Below are 14,530 nucleotides of genomic sequence, written 5' to 3'. Positions count from 1 at the left end.
GCGAATTCTTCAAAACCGGCGCTTAACGCCGATCGATAGGCTCGACCACTTGCAGAGCGAGATTGCCCTTGTGCGAGCCCAATTTGACTTTGAACGACGGCACGCCATTGGCACGCATGACCAGTTCGTCTTGCAGCTCGATAGGGATAACGTCGCCGGGCTGCATGTGCAAAATGTCACGCAGACGCAATTGACGGCGAGCCACCGTGGCACTGAGCGGCACACTCACATCGAGCACGTCTTCGCGCAGGGCTTTGCTCCAGCGCTCGTCCTGATCGTCGAGGTCTGACTGGAAGCCCGCATCGAGCATTTCGCGTACCGGCTCAATCATCGAGTACGGCATGGTGACGTGCAGATCACCGCCACCGCCATCCAGCTCGATGTGGAAGGTCGAAACCACAATGGCCTCGCTCGGCCCCACAATGTTGGCCATCGCCGGGTTCACTTCCGAGTTGATGTACTCGAAATTGACTTCCATGATCGCCTGCCAGGCTTCTTTCAGATCAATGAAAGCCTGCTCCAGCACCATACGCACCACCCGCAACTCAGTCGGGGTGAACTCACGGCCTTCGATCTTGGCGTGACGCCCATCGCCACCGAAAAAGTTGTCCACCAACTTGAACACCAGCTTGGCGTCGAGGATGAACAACGCCGTACCGCGCAGGGGTTTGATCTTGACCAGATTGAGGCTGGTAGGCACGTACAGCGAGTGCACGTATTCACCGAACTTCATCACCTGAACACCGCCAACCGCCACATCTGCCGAGCGGCGCAACATGTTGAACATGCTGATGCGGGTGTAACGGGCAAAGCGCTCGTTGATCATTTCCAGGGTCGGCATGCGGCCCCGGACAATTCGATCCTGACTGGTCAGGTCGTAACTTTTGACACTGCCCGGTTCGGCAGCCATTTCGGTCTGTACCAGACCGTCATCAACGCCATGCAACAGCGCGTCGATCTCATCCTGGGACAGCAGGTCTTGCACGGCCATGTCGTGATCCTACTGCAATACGAAGTTAGTAAAGAGCACCTGATCGACAACTACTTTGCCGAGCTCTTTTTGCGCCACTTCCTGCACGCTGGCAGTGGCTTTTTGGCGCAGCATTTCTTGACCTACTGGCGTCGCCAGGGTCTCAAACGTTTGCCCGGAGAACAGCATCACCAAGTTATTGCGGATGACGGGCATATGAACTTTGAGCGCATCGAGATCAGCTTGATTGCGGGCTTGCAACGTCATGCTGACCTGCATATAGCGCTGGCGGCCATTGGCGTTGTAATTGACCACAAACGCAGGGGCCATCGGCTCATAAATCGCCGCCACCTTAACGTTGGGATCAATCACGGCATCGGGCTTGCTCTGCGCGCTGTGCATGAAATACCAGGTAGCACCCACTGACACACCAATCGCCAGCAGCAGGGCCACTACGATCAGGATAATCAGCTTGAGTTTGCCTTTCTGGGCGGGGTCTTTCACTGCGTCGCTCTTCGCCATGCCAATAATCCGTCACTATTCGGTTTTCACAGGTGCATGGCTAGGCAAGAGCAAGTGTTATGCCAGAAGTGAGAGTGAGTGGGGAATCGGTTTTTTGCTGACGTGTAGGAGCTGCCGAAGGTTGCGATCTGTTGATGTTTTAAAAGATCGCAGCCTTCGGCAGCTCCTACAGGAAGTGTGCTTATCTCTTGGATGTGTCGAGGCCACCCAGTACCTCAGACACCTCAAAAGCCCCTTGCCAGCCTGCCGAATGGAATCGTTGCGCAGTGGCGATGGAATGAGGGAACCCGCAGCGCAGTAAGGGCCAATGGAGGGGCAAGACTTTTGGTTACTTTTGAGTAACGCCTCGACACATCCAAGAGCAAGAGATAAGCACACCTAGGCCAGCGCCAACACCTAAACCGCTCTCAGCACCCAATGCTTAAACACTTAAGCGTAGTAATCCACCGCACTAGACCCCAACACCACACTGGGGGTCGCTGCCTCTGCTGCGGCAACCGAAAGCTCATCCTCAGTCCCGCCATCAAGACGACCACCACCATTGCTGGTGCGGCCGGCATTCTGTCCCTGCTGCTCCTGACCTTGCCCCTGCCAATTGCGCGACTGATCCGACACGTTAACGTCAACCTGCCCCATCCCCTGCTGGGCGAACATCTCACGCAAACGGTGCATCTGGCCTTCCAGCGCTTCACGCACTCCCGCATGGCCACTGACAAAATTCACCTGCGCAGGCTGATCAACGGTCATGTTGACCCGAATATCCAAACGCCCCAGCTCCGCAGGCTCAAGCTGAATATCCGCCGATTTAAGGTTGGCACTGGACAAGTACATCACACGGTTGACGACTTCTTCCGACCAGCCACTTTGGTGCATGGCCAACGGCTGGTTGACGGGCAGCGCGTTCGCTGTTTTCGGCACAGCCGCTTGGGTCAACGCCGCCAAGCGATTGGCGAAATCGTCCACACGGGTATCGCTAGAGGCACTTTTCAAGTCTTTGAGGCCATCATCGACCAGCCCCTTGAAGGACTTTTCGCCACCTTCGCCCGAGGTTTCGGTATCGGCTTTTTGATCCAACAGCATAGCGATGCCGTTGGCCTGCCCTTGCACGGCAGCAGGTTGGGCTTCAGTCGGTGCGCTCTTGACCTGCGCCTGGCTGCTGGCTGAAACATGGCCGCCCTGCTCCATCGCCAAGCGCACTGCTGGCATGTCGTCTAAAGGGTCAGCTTGAGGGTCAAAGTTTTCATCGACCACTGGCTGCGCCTGAGCGGCCACAACGCTAGCTTGTACGGCCAAAGGCGGGAGTTGATCGCCAGGCGGCGGTGCAACAACTTCAGGTTGTGTTTCGGCAACCGGCGGCGCAGTCACGACAGGGGCAACTGGAACAAGCGGAGCTGGGTCGACCGATGCAGCCGCGTCATCGACAGGTTTGTCTGCGCTGTCATCCTGATCGGCGCTGACCTTGTCCTTCTCCTTGCCGCCAGGCAAGGGCTTGCCGCTATCGGCAACCTTGGCGCTGCCCACTTCACGCTTGGCCACAGGCTCCGGGGCTTTGTCGCGAACAGACTTTGAGGCTTTATCCGCCGCGCTTGCCACGCTGTTGTCGGACGCTTTGGCATACACCTTCGAAAAGTCCTGAGCCTTTGATTTAGAAGGCTCGACGGCAGGCTGGGCCATAGTGGCCGCCGTTTTTTTAGGCGTAACTGTGGCTGGGGTCTGAAGCAACGAATTGGGGGCAAGAGGCATAAAAAGGTCTCCACTGTACGGCTGGCGTAGGTACAGGTCAGAGAATCAGAGCAAGGTTCGGGCCAGTTCGGCCCGAATCAATTGTTTAGGGGGCTGTGCAACGGAAAACGCTGGCGCTCTGCCCAATACAGTTGTCGCACCATTTGGTACTCATGATCGATTTTGATCACCAGTTCCTTGATGTCAGACAGCTGCTTTTTAAGGGCACGCTCTTCAAGCTGGCCGCACAAGTGCGCCAAACGAATGGCACCCATGTTACTGCTGCTGCCCTTGAAGCTGTGAGCGACCACGGTCACGTCACGCGGGTCGGTTGCTTGATGCAGTTGATCGAGCCGCTGATCAGAGTCAGAGAGGAAGATATCCAGCAGCACTGGAAATTCACCCTCCATCACCTCTTGCAGCTCATTCAGGACCTTGTGATCCATATGTACGTTGGACACTTGTTCACTCCTTGACCAAGAATGGGGCGGATTATGCCAGAGCCTCCCATGAAAACTCTACGTATGCGCTTCGACCATCGTCTGACCAGCGGGCAGACGGGCACAGTTGGCGTATCAAACTGACCCCACGCCCTGACAAACGATCCATGTCCAGAGGCCGGGCCAGTACCCGTGACACATCAAACCCGTCACCACTGTCTTGCACCTGTATTTCAAGGCGACCACCGCCACGCATCGGCTCTATCTGCAAGAACACCCGCACATAACCTGTTTGCAGTGTAGCCAAGCGCTCTTCGCGGCACCGGTAATAACGCGCAAAACCTTCGGCGTCGCGCTTGAGGCGCGAGTCCAGCCCCAAAACGCCGTGCTCCAGAGCATTGCCGTACAGCTCCGCCAAGACGGTATGGATGACCGAGCCTTGTGTGCGCAGGCCGTGAACTTCCATCAATAGCTGCAATAAATATGGCAACGGGTTGAACCGTTGCAGGGTCGGGGCTCGAAATTCAAAGCTGGCCGACCAGTCCAGAGGGCAGCATTGCCCACTGTCGGAATACAACATGGCAGGCAAACCCAAGTGCTGCGCAAGCTGTGCGGTGATCTGCACCATGCTGATGTCATCCCGTGCGCGCCCCTGAAAATCGCGTAACGCCTGCTCAACGTCGTCAATCAAGTGTTCAGGCGCACGATTGGCCGCTATCACCCGCTGCAAACGCTCCACGCCAAATAGCTGTTCATCAGGGCCACAGGTATCAATCACTCCGTCCGAGAGTAAAAACAGGTGATCGCCGGGCGCCATCGGCAACACGTCTGTGGCATCGTCGAACGCCTCGGCCCGCAGCACGCCCAGCGGCAGGTGCCGCGATGGCAACGCAATAATGCCCCCTGTCGCCATTGATTGCAGGTAGCCATCAGGCATGCCGCCATTCCAGACTTCGACAATCCTTCGTTGCGCACTGACACACAGCAGCGTGGCGCAGCAAAACATATCAACTGGCAAGATGCGTTTGAGTTTGGCGTTCATTTCGCGCAACAGTTGCGCCAGCCCGTAGCCTTTGGCAGTCATGCTGTAAAACACTTCTGCCAAGGGCATGGCACCAATGGCGGCGGGCAAGCCATGCCCCGTGAAGTCAGCCAGCAACAGATGGGTGTCGCCAGTCGGGGTGTACGCAGCCAGCAACAAGTCGCCATTAAACAAAGCATAAGGCGATTGCAGGTAGCGGATGTTCGACGCACTCAAGCAACCGGAGTGCGCCACTTTGTCGAATACCGCCCGAGCCACCCGCTGCTCGTTGAGCAAGTACTCGTTGTGACTGGCAATCAAATCGCGCTGCTGCAAGACGGTTTGGTGCAGGCGTCGTAAACGATCCATAACCGTGATTTTGGCCGCCAACACCACTGAGTTATAGGGTTTGCTCAAGACGTCATCGCCACCCGCCTCCAGACTGCGGGCGAGCGCATCGGCCTGATTAAGAGCCGTCAGAAAAATGACTGGCACCAACTCATCGCCGGACAACGCCTTGATCTGGCGCGTGGCTTCAAAGCCGTCCATGACCGGCATGATCGCGTCCATGAGCACCAACTGCGGGCGCTGAGTCAAAAATAGCGCCACCGCTTCGGCGCCATTACTGGCCAGCAATACCTCGTGTCCTTGGCGCCGAACAATGGTCGACAGTAACAAGCGGTCAGCGGCGCTGTCTTCGGCAATAAGCACCGTCAAGCCCTGAACCAGCGGCATGTGAGTACTCAACTGATATCAAACAGCTTATCGAAGTTGGAAATGGCGAGAATCTTGCGCACATCCGCATTGGTGTTGACCACTCTAATATCAGCGTCATCACCCCCCTCGTGATCGCGCAGCAACAGCAACATGCCCAAGGCCGAACTGTCGACGTAGGTGGTGCGTTTGAGGTCGATCACCACAGAGGACGGCTTATGGTTAACGCCCTCGTAAGCCTTTCGAAAATCCTGATGCTTGGCAAAATCGAACCGGCCGTCGATCGCAATTGTCAGCTTGGTTCCATCTGTCGAGACGTGAGAAGTCACTGCCATGTGGGTACTCCCTTGCCAGAGTTCAGGTTGTGCCGAGAACTATAGACGCTGCTGCCAACTCTGCGCTTGGGGTTAACGGCCAGATCGAGTCATCTGATTTTGCAAAGGCACTGCCGCCGGATGTCGACTGCAACAACGGCTACCAAGGTATGCAAGGCGAGGTCAGTAAGCGTCTTTGCGGGGCAGGCGCTGGGAGAGCTCATCCATCAATTTTTGCTCGCGTTTGTCTTCGAGCTGACGCGCTTCATCGGCATAGCGCTGCACCAGCTTGCGCAACCCTTCGACTCGCGCGTACGTCTGCTGCCAAGTCTCACGGGCTTTGTTGAGGTTATTCTCATGCCAAACCAGACTTTGGCGCTGTTGCGACACCGCTGTTTCAAGCTGATTGAGAAAGTATTGGTAGCTGCGCAACCATTGCCCGGAAACCCCCTGACTGCCGCGATCAACCCATTGCGACTGGTATTCGGCCCGAAAGCTTTCAAGGTCGCCCAACTTGCTGTTGGCCAGGTTGACCTGACCCTGAAAGTGCCCCAAGCGCTGGGCGGCGGCTTTCTCGGCTTTTTCGGCCATGTCCACCACGGGCGCAAGGCGCGCCGCTCTTCCACCGCTGGCCATTGGAGGTTAGCCGCCCGCTGCTGGGGCGAAGATAGTGCCCAGATGCCCGCCACTTTCGGCCAGGCTGATCTTGTCGTTCAAGCCTTGGCGCAAGTAACCCACCATCGCGGGTTGCAAGGCAATGGCGGTGTCGGTTTCACGATCACCACCGGGCACATAGGCGCCGACGCTGATCAAGTCTCGCGCCTGCTGGTAGCGCGACCACAGTTGTTTGAACTGTTGCGCCCGACGCATGTGTTCTTCGCTAACCACCGAGGGCATGACTCGACTGATGGAGGCTTCGATGTCGATAGCTGGGTAGTGGCCCTCTTCGGCCAAACGCCGCGACAGCACAATGTGCCCGTCGAGCACGCCCCGCGCGGAGTCAGCAATCGGGTCTTGCTGATCATCGCCCTCAGACAGCACGGTATAGAACGCCGTGATTGAGCCCCCGCCCGCTTCGGCATTACCCGCCCGCTCCACCAGCTTTGGCAATTTGGCGAATACCGAAGGTGGATAGCCTTTGGTGGCAGGTGGCTCACCGATGGCCAAGGCAATTTCTCGCTGGGCCTGAGCGAAACGGGTCAGGGAGTCCATCAGCAACAGGACATTTTTGCCTTTGTCGCGAAAGTATTCGGCAATACGGGTGCAGTACATGGCGGCGCGCAAGCGCATCAGGGGCGCGTCATCGGCAGGCGACGCCACCACCACTGAACGCTTGAGGCCTTCCTCACCCAAAATGTGCTCAATGAATTCCTTCACCTCACGACCCCGCTCACCGATCAACCCGACCACAACGATGTCGGCCTCAGTAAAACGGGTCATCATGCCCAGCAGCACACTCTTACCCACACCCGTACCGGCAAATAGCCCCAAACGCTGACCGCGCCCTACCGTCAATAAACCGTTGATGCTACGAATGCCCACGTCCAGCGGCTCGCTGATTGGGTTGCGCTTAAGCGGGTTGATGGTCGGGCCGTCCATAGGCACCCAATCTTCGGCTTTCATCCCGCCTTTGCCGTCCAACGCCCGGCCCGCACCATCCAGTACTCGCCCCAGCATGCTCATGCCCATCGGCAAGCGACCCGTATCGGCCAACGGCACCACGCGGGCCCCCGGCGCGATCCCGGCGACGCTGCCCACAGGCATCAAGAAAATCTTGTTACCCGAAAAGCCCATAACCTCGGCTTCGACTTCTACCGGGTGAAAACTATCATCGTTGATCACCAAGCAGCGGCTGCCCATAGCCGCGCGCAAGCCCTCAGCCTCAAGGGTCAGGCCCACCATGCGCAACAAGCGGCCTTCAACAATCGGCTGAGCGGGCAATGACACCGACGGCGCATAGCTACTCAGGCGTTTGGCAAAGCTGGTGCGCTTAAGGCGCATCGGGCTTGTCCAAGTCGATGTCGATATCCGGCGCAGCCGGGTGCAGCGCCTGCTCGTGGAGCTGGTCAAACAGTTGACTCATGGCCTGTTTGATCCGCGTTTCGATGCTGGCGTCGATACGACTGTGTTCGGTTTCAACACGGCAACCACCCGGTTGCAACGTGTCATCTTCGAGAATGCGCCACGTTTCATCGTGACGCTCGCGCAGCGCCTTGATCTGGTCGAAGTCTTGCGGGTTGACGAACAAACGAATGTTCTCAGCCCCCATCGGCAGCAACTTCAAGCTCTCGCGCAGCACCTGCTCGATGTGCGTGGAGTCGGTTTTGAGTTCGCGCTGAATCACCAATCGAGTCATGTGTTCAACCAAGCCCACCATAGCTTTTTCAAGCTGCACGTCCTGCTCGGCAAGCGGCGCTAACAGGCTGCTCATTAGGCGTTCAAGGCTGCTGACTTTGGCGTTCAAGGCCACTTCGGCCTCTTGGCGCACCTTGAGTTGCGTGCTGTGAAAACCTTCTTTTTCGCCGATGGCAAAGCCTTCGTTGTAGGCCTCCTGACGGATGCCCTCAACTTCTTCAAGGGTCAGTGGCTGGACTTCTTCCAGCGGCACTTCTTCGCTTTCGGCCGGTAACTCTTCGACCGGCTCAGGCTCGGGTTCGGGCTCTTCGCGGTAGGGGTCGAAGCTTGGTAGCGACCACACGTCAAAACCGCCCACATCCCGGGCGCGGATCACATCACTGGGCGACTCACCGTTGCTCACTTAGATCATCTCTTCGCCGCCCTTCCCGCCGAGAACGATTTCTCCGGCTTCGGCCATACGGCGGGCAATGGTGAGGATTTCTTTCTGCGCTGTTTCAACATCGCTGACGCGTACCGGGCCTTTGGCCTCAAGGTCGTCACGCAGCAATTCGGAAGCACGCTTGGACATGTTCTTGAAGATTTTTTCCTGGACGCCGTCGTCCGAGCCCTTGAGCGCCAACACCAATACGTCCGAAGACACCTCGCGCAACAGCGCTTGAATGCCACGGTCGTCCACGTCTGCCAAATTGTTGAAGACGAACATAAGGTCTTCGATCTGGCCCGACAGGTCTTCGTCGACTTCGCGAATCGAGTCCATCAACTGGCCTTCGATTGAGCTGTCGAGGAAGTTCATGATGTCGGCCGCACGCTTGATACCACCCAAGGTGGTGCGCGCTGCGTTGGAGTTGCCCGAGAACTGCTTCTCAAGAATTTGGTTCAGCTCTTTGAGCGCCGCGGGCTGCACGGTATTGAGCGAGGAGACACGCAGAATGATGTCCAACCGCGCCTTGTGGTCAAAGTGCCCCAACACTTCGCCCGCCTGATCGGGGTCAAGGTAAGCCACCACGATGGCTTGAATTTGCGGGTGCTCAAAGCGAATGACGTCAGCCACAGCCCGTGGTTCCATCCACTTCAGGCTGTCGAGGCCGCTGGTGTTGCCACCCAACAGAATGCGGTCAATCAGGCCGTTGGCTTTGTCTTCGCCCAGGGCTTGAGTCAGCATCTTGCGGATATAGCCATCAGAGCCAACGCCCAGACTGGTTTGATCGCCGACAATTTCGACGAACTCGCTCATCACCTGCTCAACCTGCTCGCGATGGACGTTGCGCATTTGCGCCATTGCCACACCCACGCGCTGTACTTCTTTAGGCCCCATGTGCCGCAGAACCTGGGCCGCATCGGTTTCACCGAGGGACAGCAGCAAGATCGCCGCTTTGTCGACTCGGGTCAGCTTGGCATTAATGGCAGCTCGGTTGTCACTCATCGGTGTTGATCCACTCTTTCACGACCTGAGCCACTCGGCCCGGGTCTTCTGCTACCAGACTCTTGATTGCGTTCAACTGAGCGTCATAGCCTTCGCTTGGGCTCGGCAACAGAATGCTTTGCGGGCCGCCCAGGCTGACACGGTCGTTGGACAGCTCGCCATCCAGACCAATACCACCCAGCTCAGCATCGCTACCCAAACCTGCGAGCTCTTTGCTGCGACCATTACCAGTGATGTTGTTGAGCACAGGGCGCAACACGCCAAACACCAGCACAAGGATGAACAACACGCCCATTACTTGCTTGACCACATCCCAGAACCAAGGCTGCGAATAGAACGGAATTTCAGTGATGACTTCGCCGCGCTCGGCCGAGAACGGCACGTTAATGACGCTGACGCTGTCACCACGGCTGGCATCAAAGCCCACGGCGTCTTGCACCAGGCGTGTAAAGCGCGCCAATTGATCGGTGCTCCACGGCTCGCGAGTGACCTCACCATTGGCCGGGTCGATCTTGACCTGATCGTCTACTACCACCGCAACCGACAAGCGATTGACTTTACCCTGCTGCTGCTTGGTGTGGCTGATGGAGCGGTCCAGCTCAAAGTTTTTGGTCGATTGCGAACGCTTGTCCGCCGGATACGGTGCCAGCATTGGCTGGCCAGTGGCCGGATCCATGATTTGCTGACCGTTGGCATCCAACAGCGGCTGGCCCGGTTGAACCATGCCAGCAGAGGCGGTGGCTTGACCGGTTTGCTGAGGGGCCGACGCAGGGCTTGGCGGCTGATTGCTCAACGCACCCGGTACACCTTGCGGGCCATTGCTGGCCGTGCGTTGTTCGTTGGTGGACTGTTCACTGCGCAGTGCTGGCTGATCCGGGTTGAACTGTTCAGACGTTGACTCAACTGCGCTGAAATCCACGTCAGCCGACACTTCAGCCTTGTAGCGGTCATTGCCCAGCACCGGCTGCAAAATATTATGGACGCGCTGGGTCAGCATGCTTTCCATGCGACGGCTGTAATCAAACTGCTTGCCTGCCATAGTCAGTTCGGAGTTTTCGGCCTGATCTGACAGCAAGTTGCCTTTTTGGTCGACAACGGTGATCTGCGATTTGCTCAGCTCAGGAACACTGGTGGCCACCAAATTGACAATGGCCAGCACCTGCCCCGGCTCCAGCGAACGACCTGAGTACAGCTCAACCAACACCGATGCACTCGGCTTGCGCTCATCACGCACAAACACCGAGCTTTTTGGAATGGCCAGATGAACGCGAGCGCCCTTGACGTTGTTGAGGCTGGAAATGGTGCGGGCCAGCTCGCCTTCTAGGCCACGGCGATAGCGCGTGGCTTCCATGAACTGGCTAGTGCCCAGCCCTTGGTCTTTATCGAGGATTTCAAAACCGATATTGCCGTCCGTGGGGGTGACGCCAGCAGCGGCCAGTTTAAGGCGTGCACGTGCGACATCATCGGCCTTGACCAGCAAAGCGCCTGAGTTCGGCTCAACGGTGTAGGGGATGTCTGCGGTGGCCAGGGTTTCCATGACCTGTTTGGCGTCCATGCCGGCCAGGCTGCCATAGAGCGGCCGGTAATCGGGTTGCTGCGACCACAGGACCACGGCAAAACCAATCGCCACGCTGGCTGCCAGACCGACCATCAGGCCGACCTGACGCAGCATGGTCATCTCGGAAAGGTTTTCCAGAAAGGACAAACCGAACAGTGGCGGCTTGCCCTCTGCCGTGCCTGCCTTAGCCGGGACGTTATCTGCGACTGCTTCTGCCATGACCTAATACGTCCTTAAACCGGCATCTGCATGATGTCTTGGTACGCCTGAACCAACTTGTTGCGCACTTGGGTCAACGCTTGAAAAGAAACACTGGCTTTCTGCGATGCAACCATCACGTCAGTCAGATCAACACCGCTTTTGCCGATTTCAAACGCATTCGACAACTGGGTCGAAGCTTGCTGGGTATCGCTGACCTTATTGATCGCGTTGCCGAGCATATCGGAAAAGCTTGGAGCGCCTGCCTGTGGCTCTTGCACCGCCAACTTCGGCTGAGCCATAGCGTCCATTTGCATGGCCCGCATGTCCAACATCAGTCGATTAAATTCAATACCTTGGCTCATGGACTATGGTCTCCGACGGCCCGCAATTTTTTGACGCTAACTCAACGTCTACAGTGGTGTTAGCAACAACGGTGCCAGCTATTTGTTGATCTGGAACAAAAAACGTTTCAAAGGGTCGTCGACGGACGAATTTCAGGTCTCGGCTGAAAAACACCGTCGTAGCGTGCAGCCTTTAATGGTCAACAGCTCGCAGCCTTGGGCAGCTCCCACAGACCGCTAAAGCATCAAGTGGCGGCAAACAGGTAGGCTTCGACGTCCATTCCGGCATCGCGCATTTGCGCCAACTTGTAACGCAAGGTGCGCGGGCTGATGCCAAGCCGCTCGGCAGCTTCTTTGCGCCGGCCTCGTTCGGCACGCAAGGTGTCGATGATCATCTGGAATTCACGCCGACGCAGGTCATCGCCCAGTCCGCCCGCCGACTCTGGCACCTCGACCGTCAAAGACTCGGCGGCCACCAACGCCGGTAACGGCGCACAGGCCACAGGCCCCGCCAGACAAAAATCTGCCGCTTCGATCAAGCCGCCTTGTTGCAGGATCAACGCACGCTGAACCGCATTGTCCAGCTCACGCACGTTGCCAGGCCACGCATAGCCAACCAGACAGGCCTTGGCATCCGTCGAGAAGCGCACGGCCGTGTGCTTCATCTTGCTGATGTGCTTGGCCAGCAGGCGCTCAGCCAAGGGCAGAATGTCCGCAGTACGCTCACGCAATGGGCTCCAGGCCAACGGGAACACAGAAAGCCGGTAGTACAAATCCTCACGAAAGCGCCCCGCCGCCACTTCCCCCGCCAAATCTCGGTTAGTGGTGGCCACCACGCGAATATCCAGCTCAATTGGCTTGCGCCCGCCCACGCGCTCAACTTCACGCTCTTGCAGCACCCGCAGCAATTTGGCCTGCAAGCCCAACGGCATTTCTGAGATTTCATCCAGCAGAATCGTCCCGCCATCGGCCTGCTCAAACTTGCCTGCTTGCGCTGCAATCGCACCGGTAAACGAGCCTTTTTCGTGACCAAATAGCGTGGCTTCGAGCATGTTGTCCGGGATCGCGGCACAGTTAATCGCCACAAATGGCTGATCCACTCGATTGGAGTGCTGGTGAATGTAACGCGCCAACACCTCTTTACCCGTGCCCGACTCGCCAGAGATCAATACAGTGGAGTCACTGCGTGCGACCCGTGCTGCCAATTCCAGCAACTGAGTGCTGGCAGGCTCTAGCGCCACCGGGCCTTCGGCCTCTGCCACACCCAGACAACCCAACGCATGACGCTTCACCAAATCAAGCAACGCTTGAGGCTCAAACGGCTTGACCAGATAATCTGCCGCACCTTGGCGCATGGCATCAACTGCGCGCTCCACCGCCCCGTGGGCAGTCATCAGCAATACAGGCAACTGCGGCTGACGAGCGCGCAACAGTGCCAACAGTTGATGGCCATCCATGCCTGGCATATTCACATCGCTGATGACCAGACTGAACGGCTCGGCCGCCACGGCCTCCAGTGCTTCTTCGGCACACGACACCGCACGAAAACCATGCCCCGCCAGTAGCAGCGTGTCCGCCAAGGCTTCACGCAGAGCGCGATCATCCTCGACCAACAGCACTTTAATTCGCATCACCATCAGTTGACCTCCGCCGCGCCCGGAATCAGCGGCAAGCTGAGCAAGGCGCAGGTACCACGCCCCAGTCGCGAATGTAATTGCAGCTCGCCTTGATGCGCCCGCACCACGGCCTTGACCACAGCCAGCCCGAGCCCGGTGCCCGTCGCCTTGGTGGTAAAAAAGGGCTCACCCAAACGCCTAAGCACGTGCGGCTCGATGCCACTGCCGTTGTCACTCACCGCCAGACGCAAGGTGTTATCACGCGCATACACATGCACTTTTAACCGTACCTGCGGCGTGCTCGCTTGCAGTGCATTTTCGATCAAGTTGAGCAGCGCTCCGACCAATGTGTCGCGATTGCACAACACCTCCCCCTCGTGAATGTCGCACTGCCAGCGCATTGCCACCCCTTCAACGTGGGGCTGGGCCGCCGCTTGCAGCGCCTGCATCAGTTGCTTGGGCGAGATGCGATCGGTCAAGGGCAGTTCGCCTCGTGCGAACACCAGCATGTCGCGAACTTGATGCTCAAGCTCATGCAGCCGCTCTTTCAAGCGCCCGGCAAAACGCTGCTGGGTTTCGACGGGCAGCACCTGATCGGTAAGGTGGCTGGCGTAAATCAGCGCCGCTGACAACGGCGTGCGAATTTGATGCGCCAACGAGGCGACCATCCGCCCTAGAGACGACAAGCGCTCATGGCGGGCCAACTGATCTTGCAGGCGACGGGTTTCTGTCAGGTCATTAAGCAGCACCAATTGCCCCGGCTCAGCGTCCAGCGAACGCGTGGCAATGGACAAGCGGCGACCGTCTTTGAGGGAGACTTCGTGACCATCGTCTTCGCGTGGGGCAAAACAACGAGCGATCACCTGCCGCCACAGCTCACCCACCAACGGCAGGCCCAGCAACTCAATGGCCGCTGGATTGGCCTCATGAACACGCCCGCGATCATCAATCACGATGACCCCGCCAGGCAGCAAGTCGAGCAGGTTTTGCAAGCGATTGGCCAACCGTTCTTTTTCTGCCAGCTCAGCCATGCGCTGCGCGCTGACCACAGCCAACTCACCCTTAAGCTCAGTAACACGAGCTTCAAGCAGGCTGTAAGAATCGGTTAGTTGGGTCGACATTTGATTGAACAGCGAGAACGCCTGCTCAAGCCCTTCACGGCTGGCCTGCTCTACCGGGTTGGCAGGCTGCGCAGCCAAAGACATGGCATTCCCTGCGAGATCAGGGACGACTGAAGGTTGGGCGGCTTGGGGCATGGTGCTCTCTCGCTTGGCTGACCGTCATTAAACGGTTCGTTAGCAGAGACTTAGCAATACCCGTGCCTAAAAAA

General features: G+C 57.7%; 14 protein-coding genes. All 14 read right to left on the bottom strand.

Annotation, left to right across the window (positions count from 1 at the left end; all coding sequences use genetic code 11):
- Positions 1 to 22 precede the first annotated feature (22 nt).
- Positions 23 to 991, bottom strand: a complete 969-nt coding sequence (fliM, locus tag ACZRJQ_RS00405; RefSeq protein WP_047275940.1) for a flagellar motor switch protein FliM — start codon at positions 989 to 991, stop codon at positions 23 to 25.
- Positions 992 to 1,000: 9 nt separating this feature from the next.
- Positions 1,001 to 1,492, bottom strand: a complete 492-nt coding sequence (gene fliL / locus ACZRJQ_RS00400; protein WP_463976454.1) for a flagellar basal body-associated protein FliL — start codon at positions 1,490 to 1,492, stop codon at positions 1,001 to 1,003.
- Positions 1,493 to 1,921: 429 nt separating this feature from the next.
- Positions 1,922 to 3,235, bottom strand: coding sequence for a flagellar hook-length control protein FliK (locus ACZRJQ_RS00395; protein WP_463976453.1), 1,314 nt, complete (start codon positions 3,233 to 3,235; stop codon positions 1,922 to 1,924).
- Positions 3,236 to 3,312: 77 nt separating this feature from the next.
- Positions 3,313 to 3,675: an Hpt domain-containing protein gene (locus ACZRJQ_RS00390; protein WP_463976452.1), complete on the bottom strand. Its 363-nt coding sequence runs from the start codon at positions 3,673 to 3,675 to the stop codon at positions 3,313 to 3,315.
- Between the two features lie 31 nt (positions 3,676 to 3,706).
- Positions 3,707 to 5,410 (bottom strand): ATP-binding SpoIIE family protein phosphatase, encoded by a 1,704-nt coding sequence (locus tag ACZRJQ_RS00385; protein ID WP_463976451.1) that lies wholly within the window; start codon positions 5,408 to 5,410, stop codon positions 3,707 to 3,709.
- Between the two features lie 8 nt (positions 5,411 to 5,418).
- The gene (locus ACZRJQ_RS00380) at positions 5,419 to 5,724 is read right to left on the bottom strand and encodes an STAS domain-containing protein (RefSeq protein WP_463976450.1); all 306 of its coding nucleotides are present in this window, start codon (positions 5,722 to 5,724) and stop codon (positions 5,419 to 5,421) included.
- Between the two features lie 162 nt (positions 5,725 to 5,886).
- On the bottom strand, positions 5,887 to 6,339 hold the full coding sequence (fliJ, locus tag ACZRJQ_RS00375; RefSeq protein WP_463976449.1) for a flagellar export protein FliJ: 453 nt from the start codon (positions 6,337 to 6,339) through the stop codon (positions 5,887 to 5,889).
- A 6-nt stretch (positions 6,340 to 6,345) separates the two neighbouring features.
- On the bottom strand, positions 6,346 to 7,704 hold the full coding sequence (gene fliI / locus ACZRJQ_RS00370) for a flagellar protein export ATPase FliI (protein ID WP_463976448.1): 1,359 nt from the start codon (positions 7,702 to 7,704) through the stop codon (positions 6,346 to 6,348).
- Entirely contained in the window at positions 7,694 to 8,461 is a 768-nt protein-coding gene (fliH, locus tag ACZRJQ_RS00365) for a flagellar assembly protein FliH (protein WP_463976447.1), read from the bottom strand. Before fliH ends, fliI begins: the two co-directional genes overlap by 11 nt.
- Positions 8,462 to 9,484, bottom strand: coding sequence for a flagellar motor switch protein FliG (gene fliG, locus ACZRJQ_RS00360; protein ID WP_463976446.1), 1,023 nt, complete (start codon positions 9,482 to 9,484; stop codon positions 8,462 to 8,464).
- A complete protein-coding gene (fliF, locus tag ACZRJQ_RS00355; RefSeq protein WP_463976445.1) occupies positions 9,477 to 11,261 on the bottom strand; it encodes a flagellar basal-body MS-ring/collar protein FliF in 1,785 nt (594 codons plus the stop codon). The genes fliG and fliF overlap by 8 nt, the downstream gene beginning before the upstream one ends.
- Before the next feature lie 14 nt (positions 11,262 to 11,275).
- The gene (fliE, locus tag ACZRJQ_RS00350) at positions 11,276 to 11,605 is read right to left on the bottom strand and encodes a flagellar hook-basal body complex protein FliE (protein ID WP_463976444.1); all 330 of its coding nucleotides are present in this window, start codon (positions 11,603 to 11,605) and stop codon (positions 11,276 to 11,278) included.
- 224 nt (positions 11,606 to 11,829) lie between these two features.
- Positions 11,830 to 13,215, bottom strand: coding sequence for a sigma-54-dependent transcriptional regulator (locus tag ACZRJQ_RS00345; protein WP_463976967.1), 1,386 nt, complete (start codon positions 13,213 to 13,215; stop codon positions 11,830 to 11,832).
- Positions 13,216 to 13,220: 5 nt separating this feature from the next.
- The gene (locus ACZRJQ_RS00340) at positions 13,221 to 14,405 is read right to left on the bottom strand and encodes a sensor histidine kinase (RefSeq protein WP_463976966.1); all 1,185 of its coding nucleotides are present in this window, start codon (positions 14,403 to 14,405) and stop codon (positions 13,221 to 13,223) included.
- Between the last annotated feature and the right edge of the window lie 125 nt (positions 14,406 to 14,530).

It is taken from the genome of Pseudomonas sp. E315 (genome assembly GCF_055406205.1).
Note: the sequence above shows the minus strand (reverse complement) of the source record. Positions and strands in the feature narration are given on the sequence as shown.

Coding starts and splice junctions, on each gene's coding strand:
- fliL (WP_463976454.1), bottom strand. CDS start 1,492: ATGGCGAAGAGCGACGCAGTGAAAGACCCCGCCCAGAAAGGCAAACTC.
- fliG (WP_463976446.1), bottom strand. CDS start 9,484: ATGAGTGACAACCGAGCTGCCATTAATGCCAAGCTGACCCGAGTCGAC.
- ACZRJQ_RS00345 (WP_463976967.1), bottom strand. CDS start 13,215: ATGCGAATTAAAGTGCTGTTGGTCGAGGATGATCGCGCTCTGCGTGAA.
- fliF (WP_463976445.1), bottom strand. CDS start 11,261: ATGGCAGAAGCAGTCGCAGATAACGTCCCGGCTAAGGCAGGCACGGCA.
- ACZRJQ_RS00395 (WP_463976453.1), bottom strand. CDS start 3,235: ATGCCTCTTGCCCCCAATTCGTTGCTTCAGACCCCAGCCACAGTTACG.
- ACZRJQ_RS00340 (WP_463976966.1), bottom strand. CDS start 14,405: ATGTCTTTGGCTGCGCAGCCTGCCAACCCGGTAGAGCAGGCCAGCCGT.
- fliJ (WP_463976449.1), bottom strand. CDS start 6,339: ATGGCCAGCGGTGGAAGAGCGGCGCGCCTTGCGCCCGTGGTGGACATG.
- ACZRJQ_RS00380 (WP_463976450.1), bottom strand. CDS start 5,724: ATGGCAGTGACTTCTCACGTCTCGACAGATGGAACCAAGCTGACAATT.
- fliM (WP_047275940.1), bottom strand. CDS start 991: ATGGCCGTGCAAGACCTGCTGTCCCAGGATGAGATCGACGCGCTGTTG.
- fliI (WP_463976448.1), bottom strand. CDS start 7,704: ATGCGCCTTAAGCGCACCAGCTTTGCCAAACGCCTGAGTAGCTATGCG.
- ACZRJQ_RS00385 (WP_463976451.1), bottom strand. CDS start 5,410: ATGCCGCTGGTTCAGGGCTTGACGGTGCTTATTGCCGAAGACAGCGCC.
- fliE (WP_463976444.1), bottom strand. CDS start 11,605: ATGAGCCAAGGTATTGAATTTAATCGACTGATGTTGGACATGCGGGCC.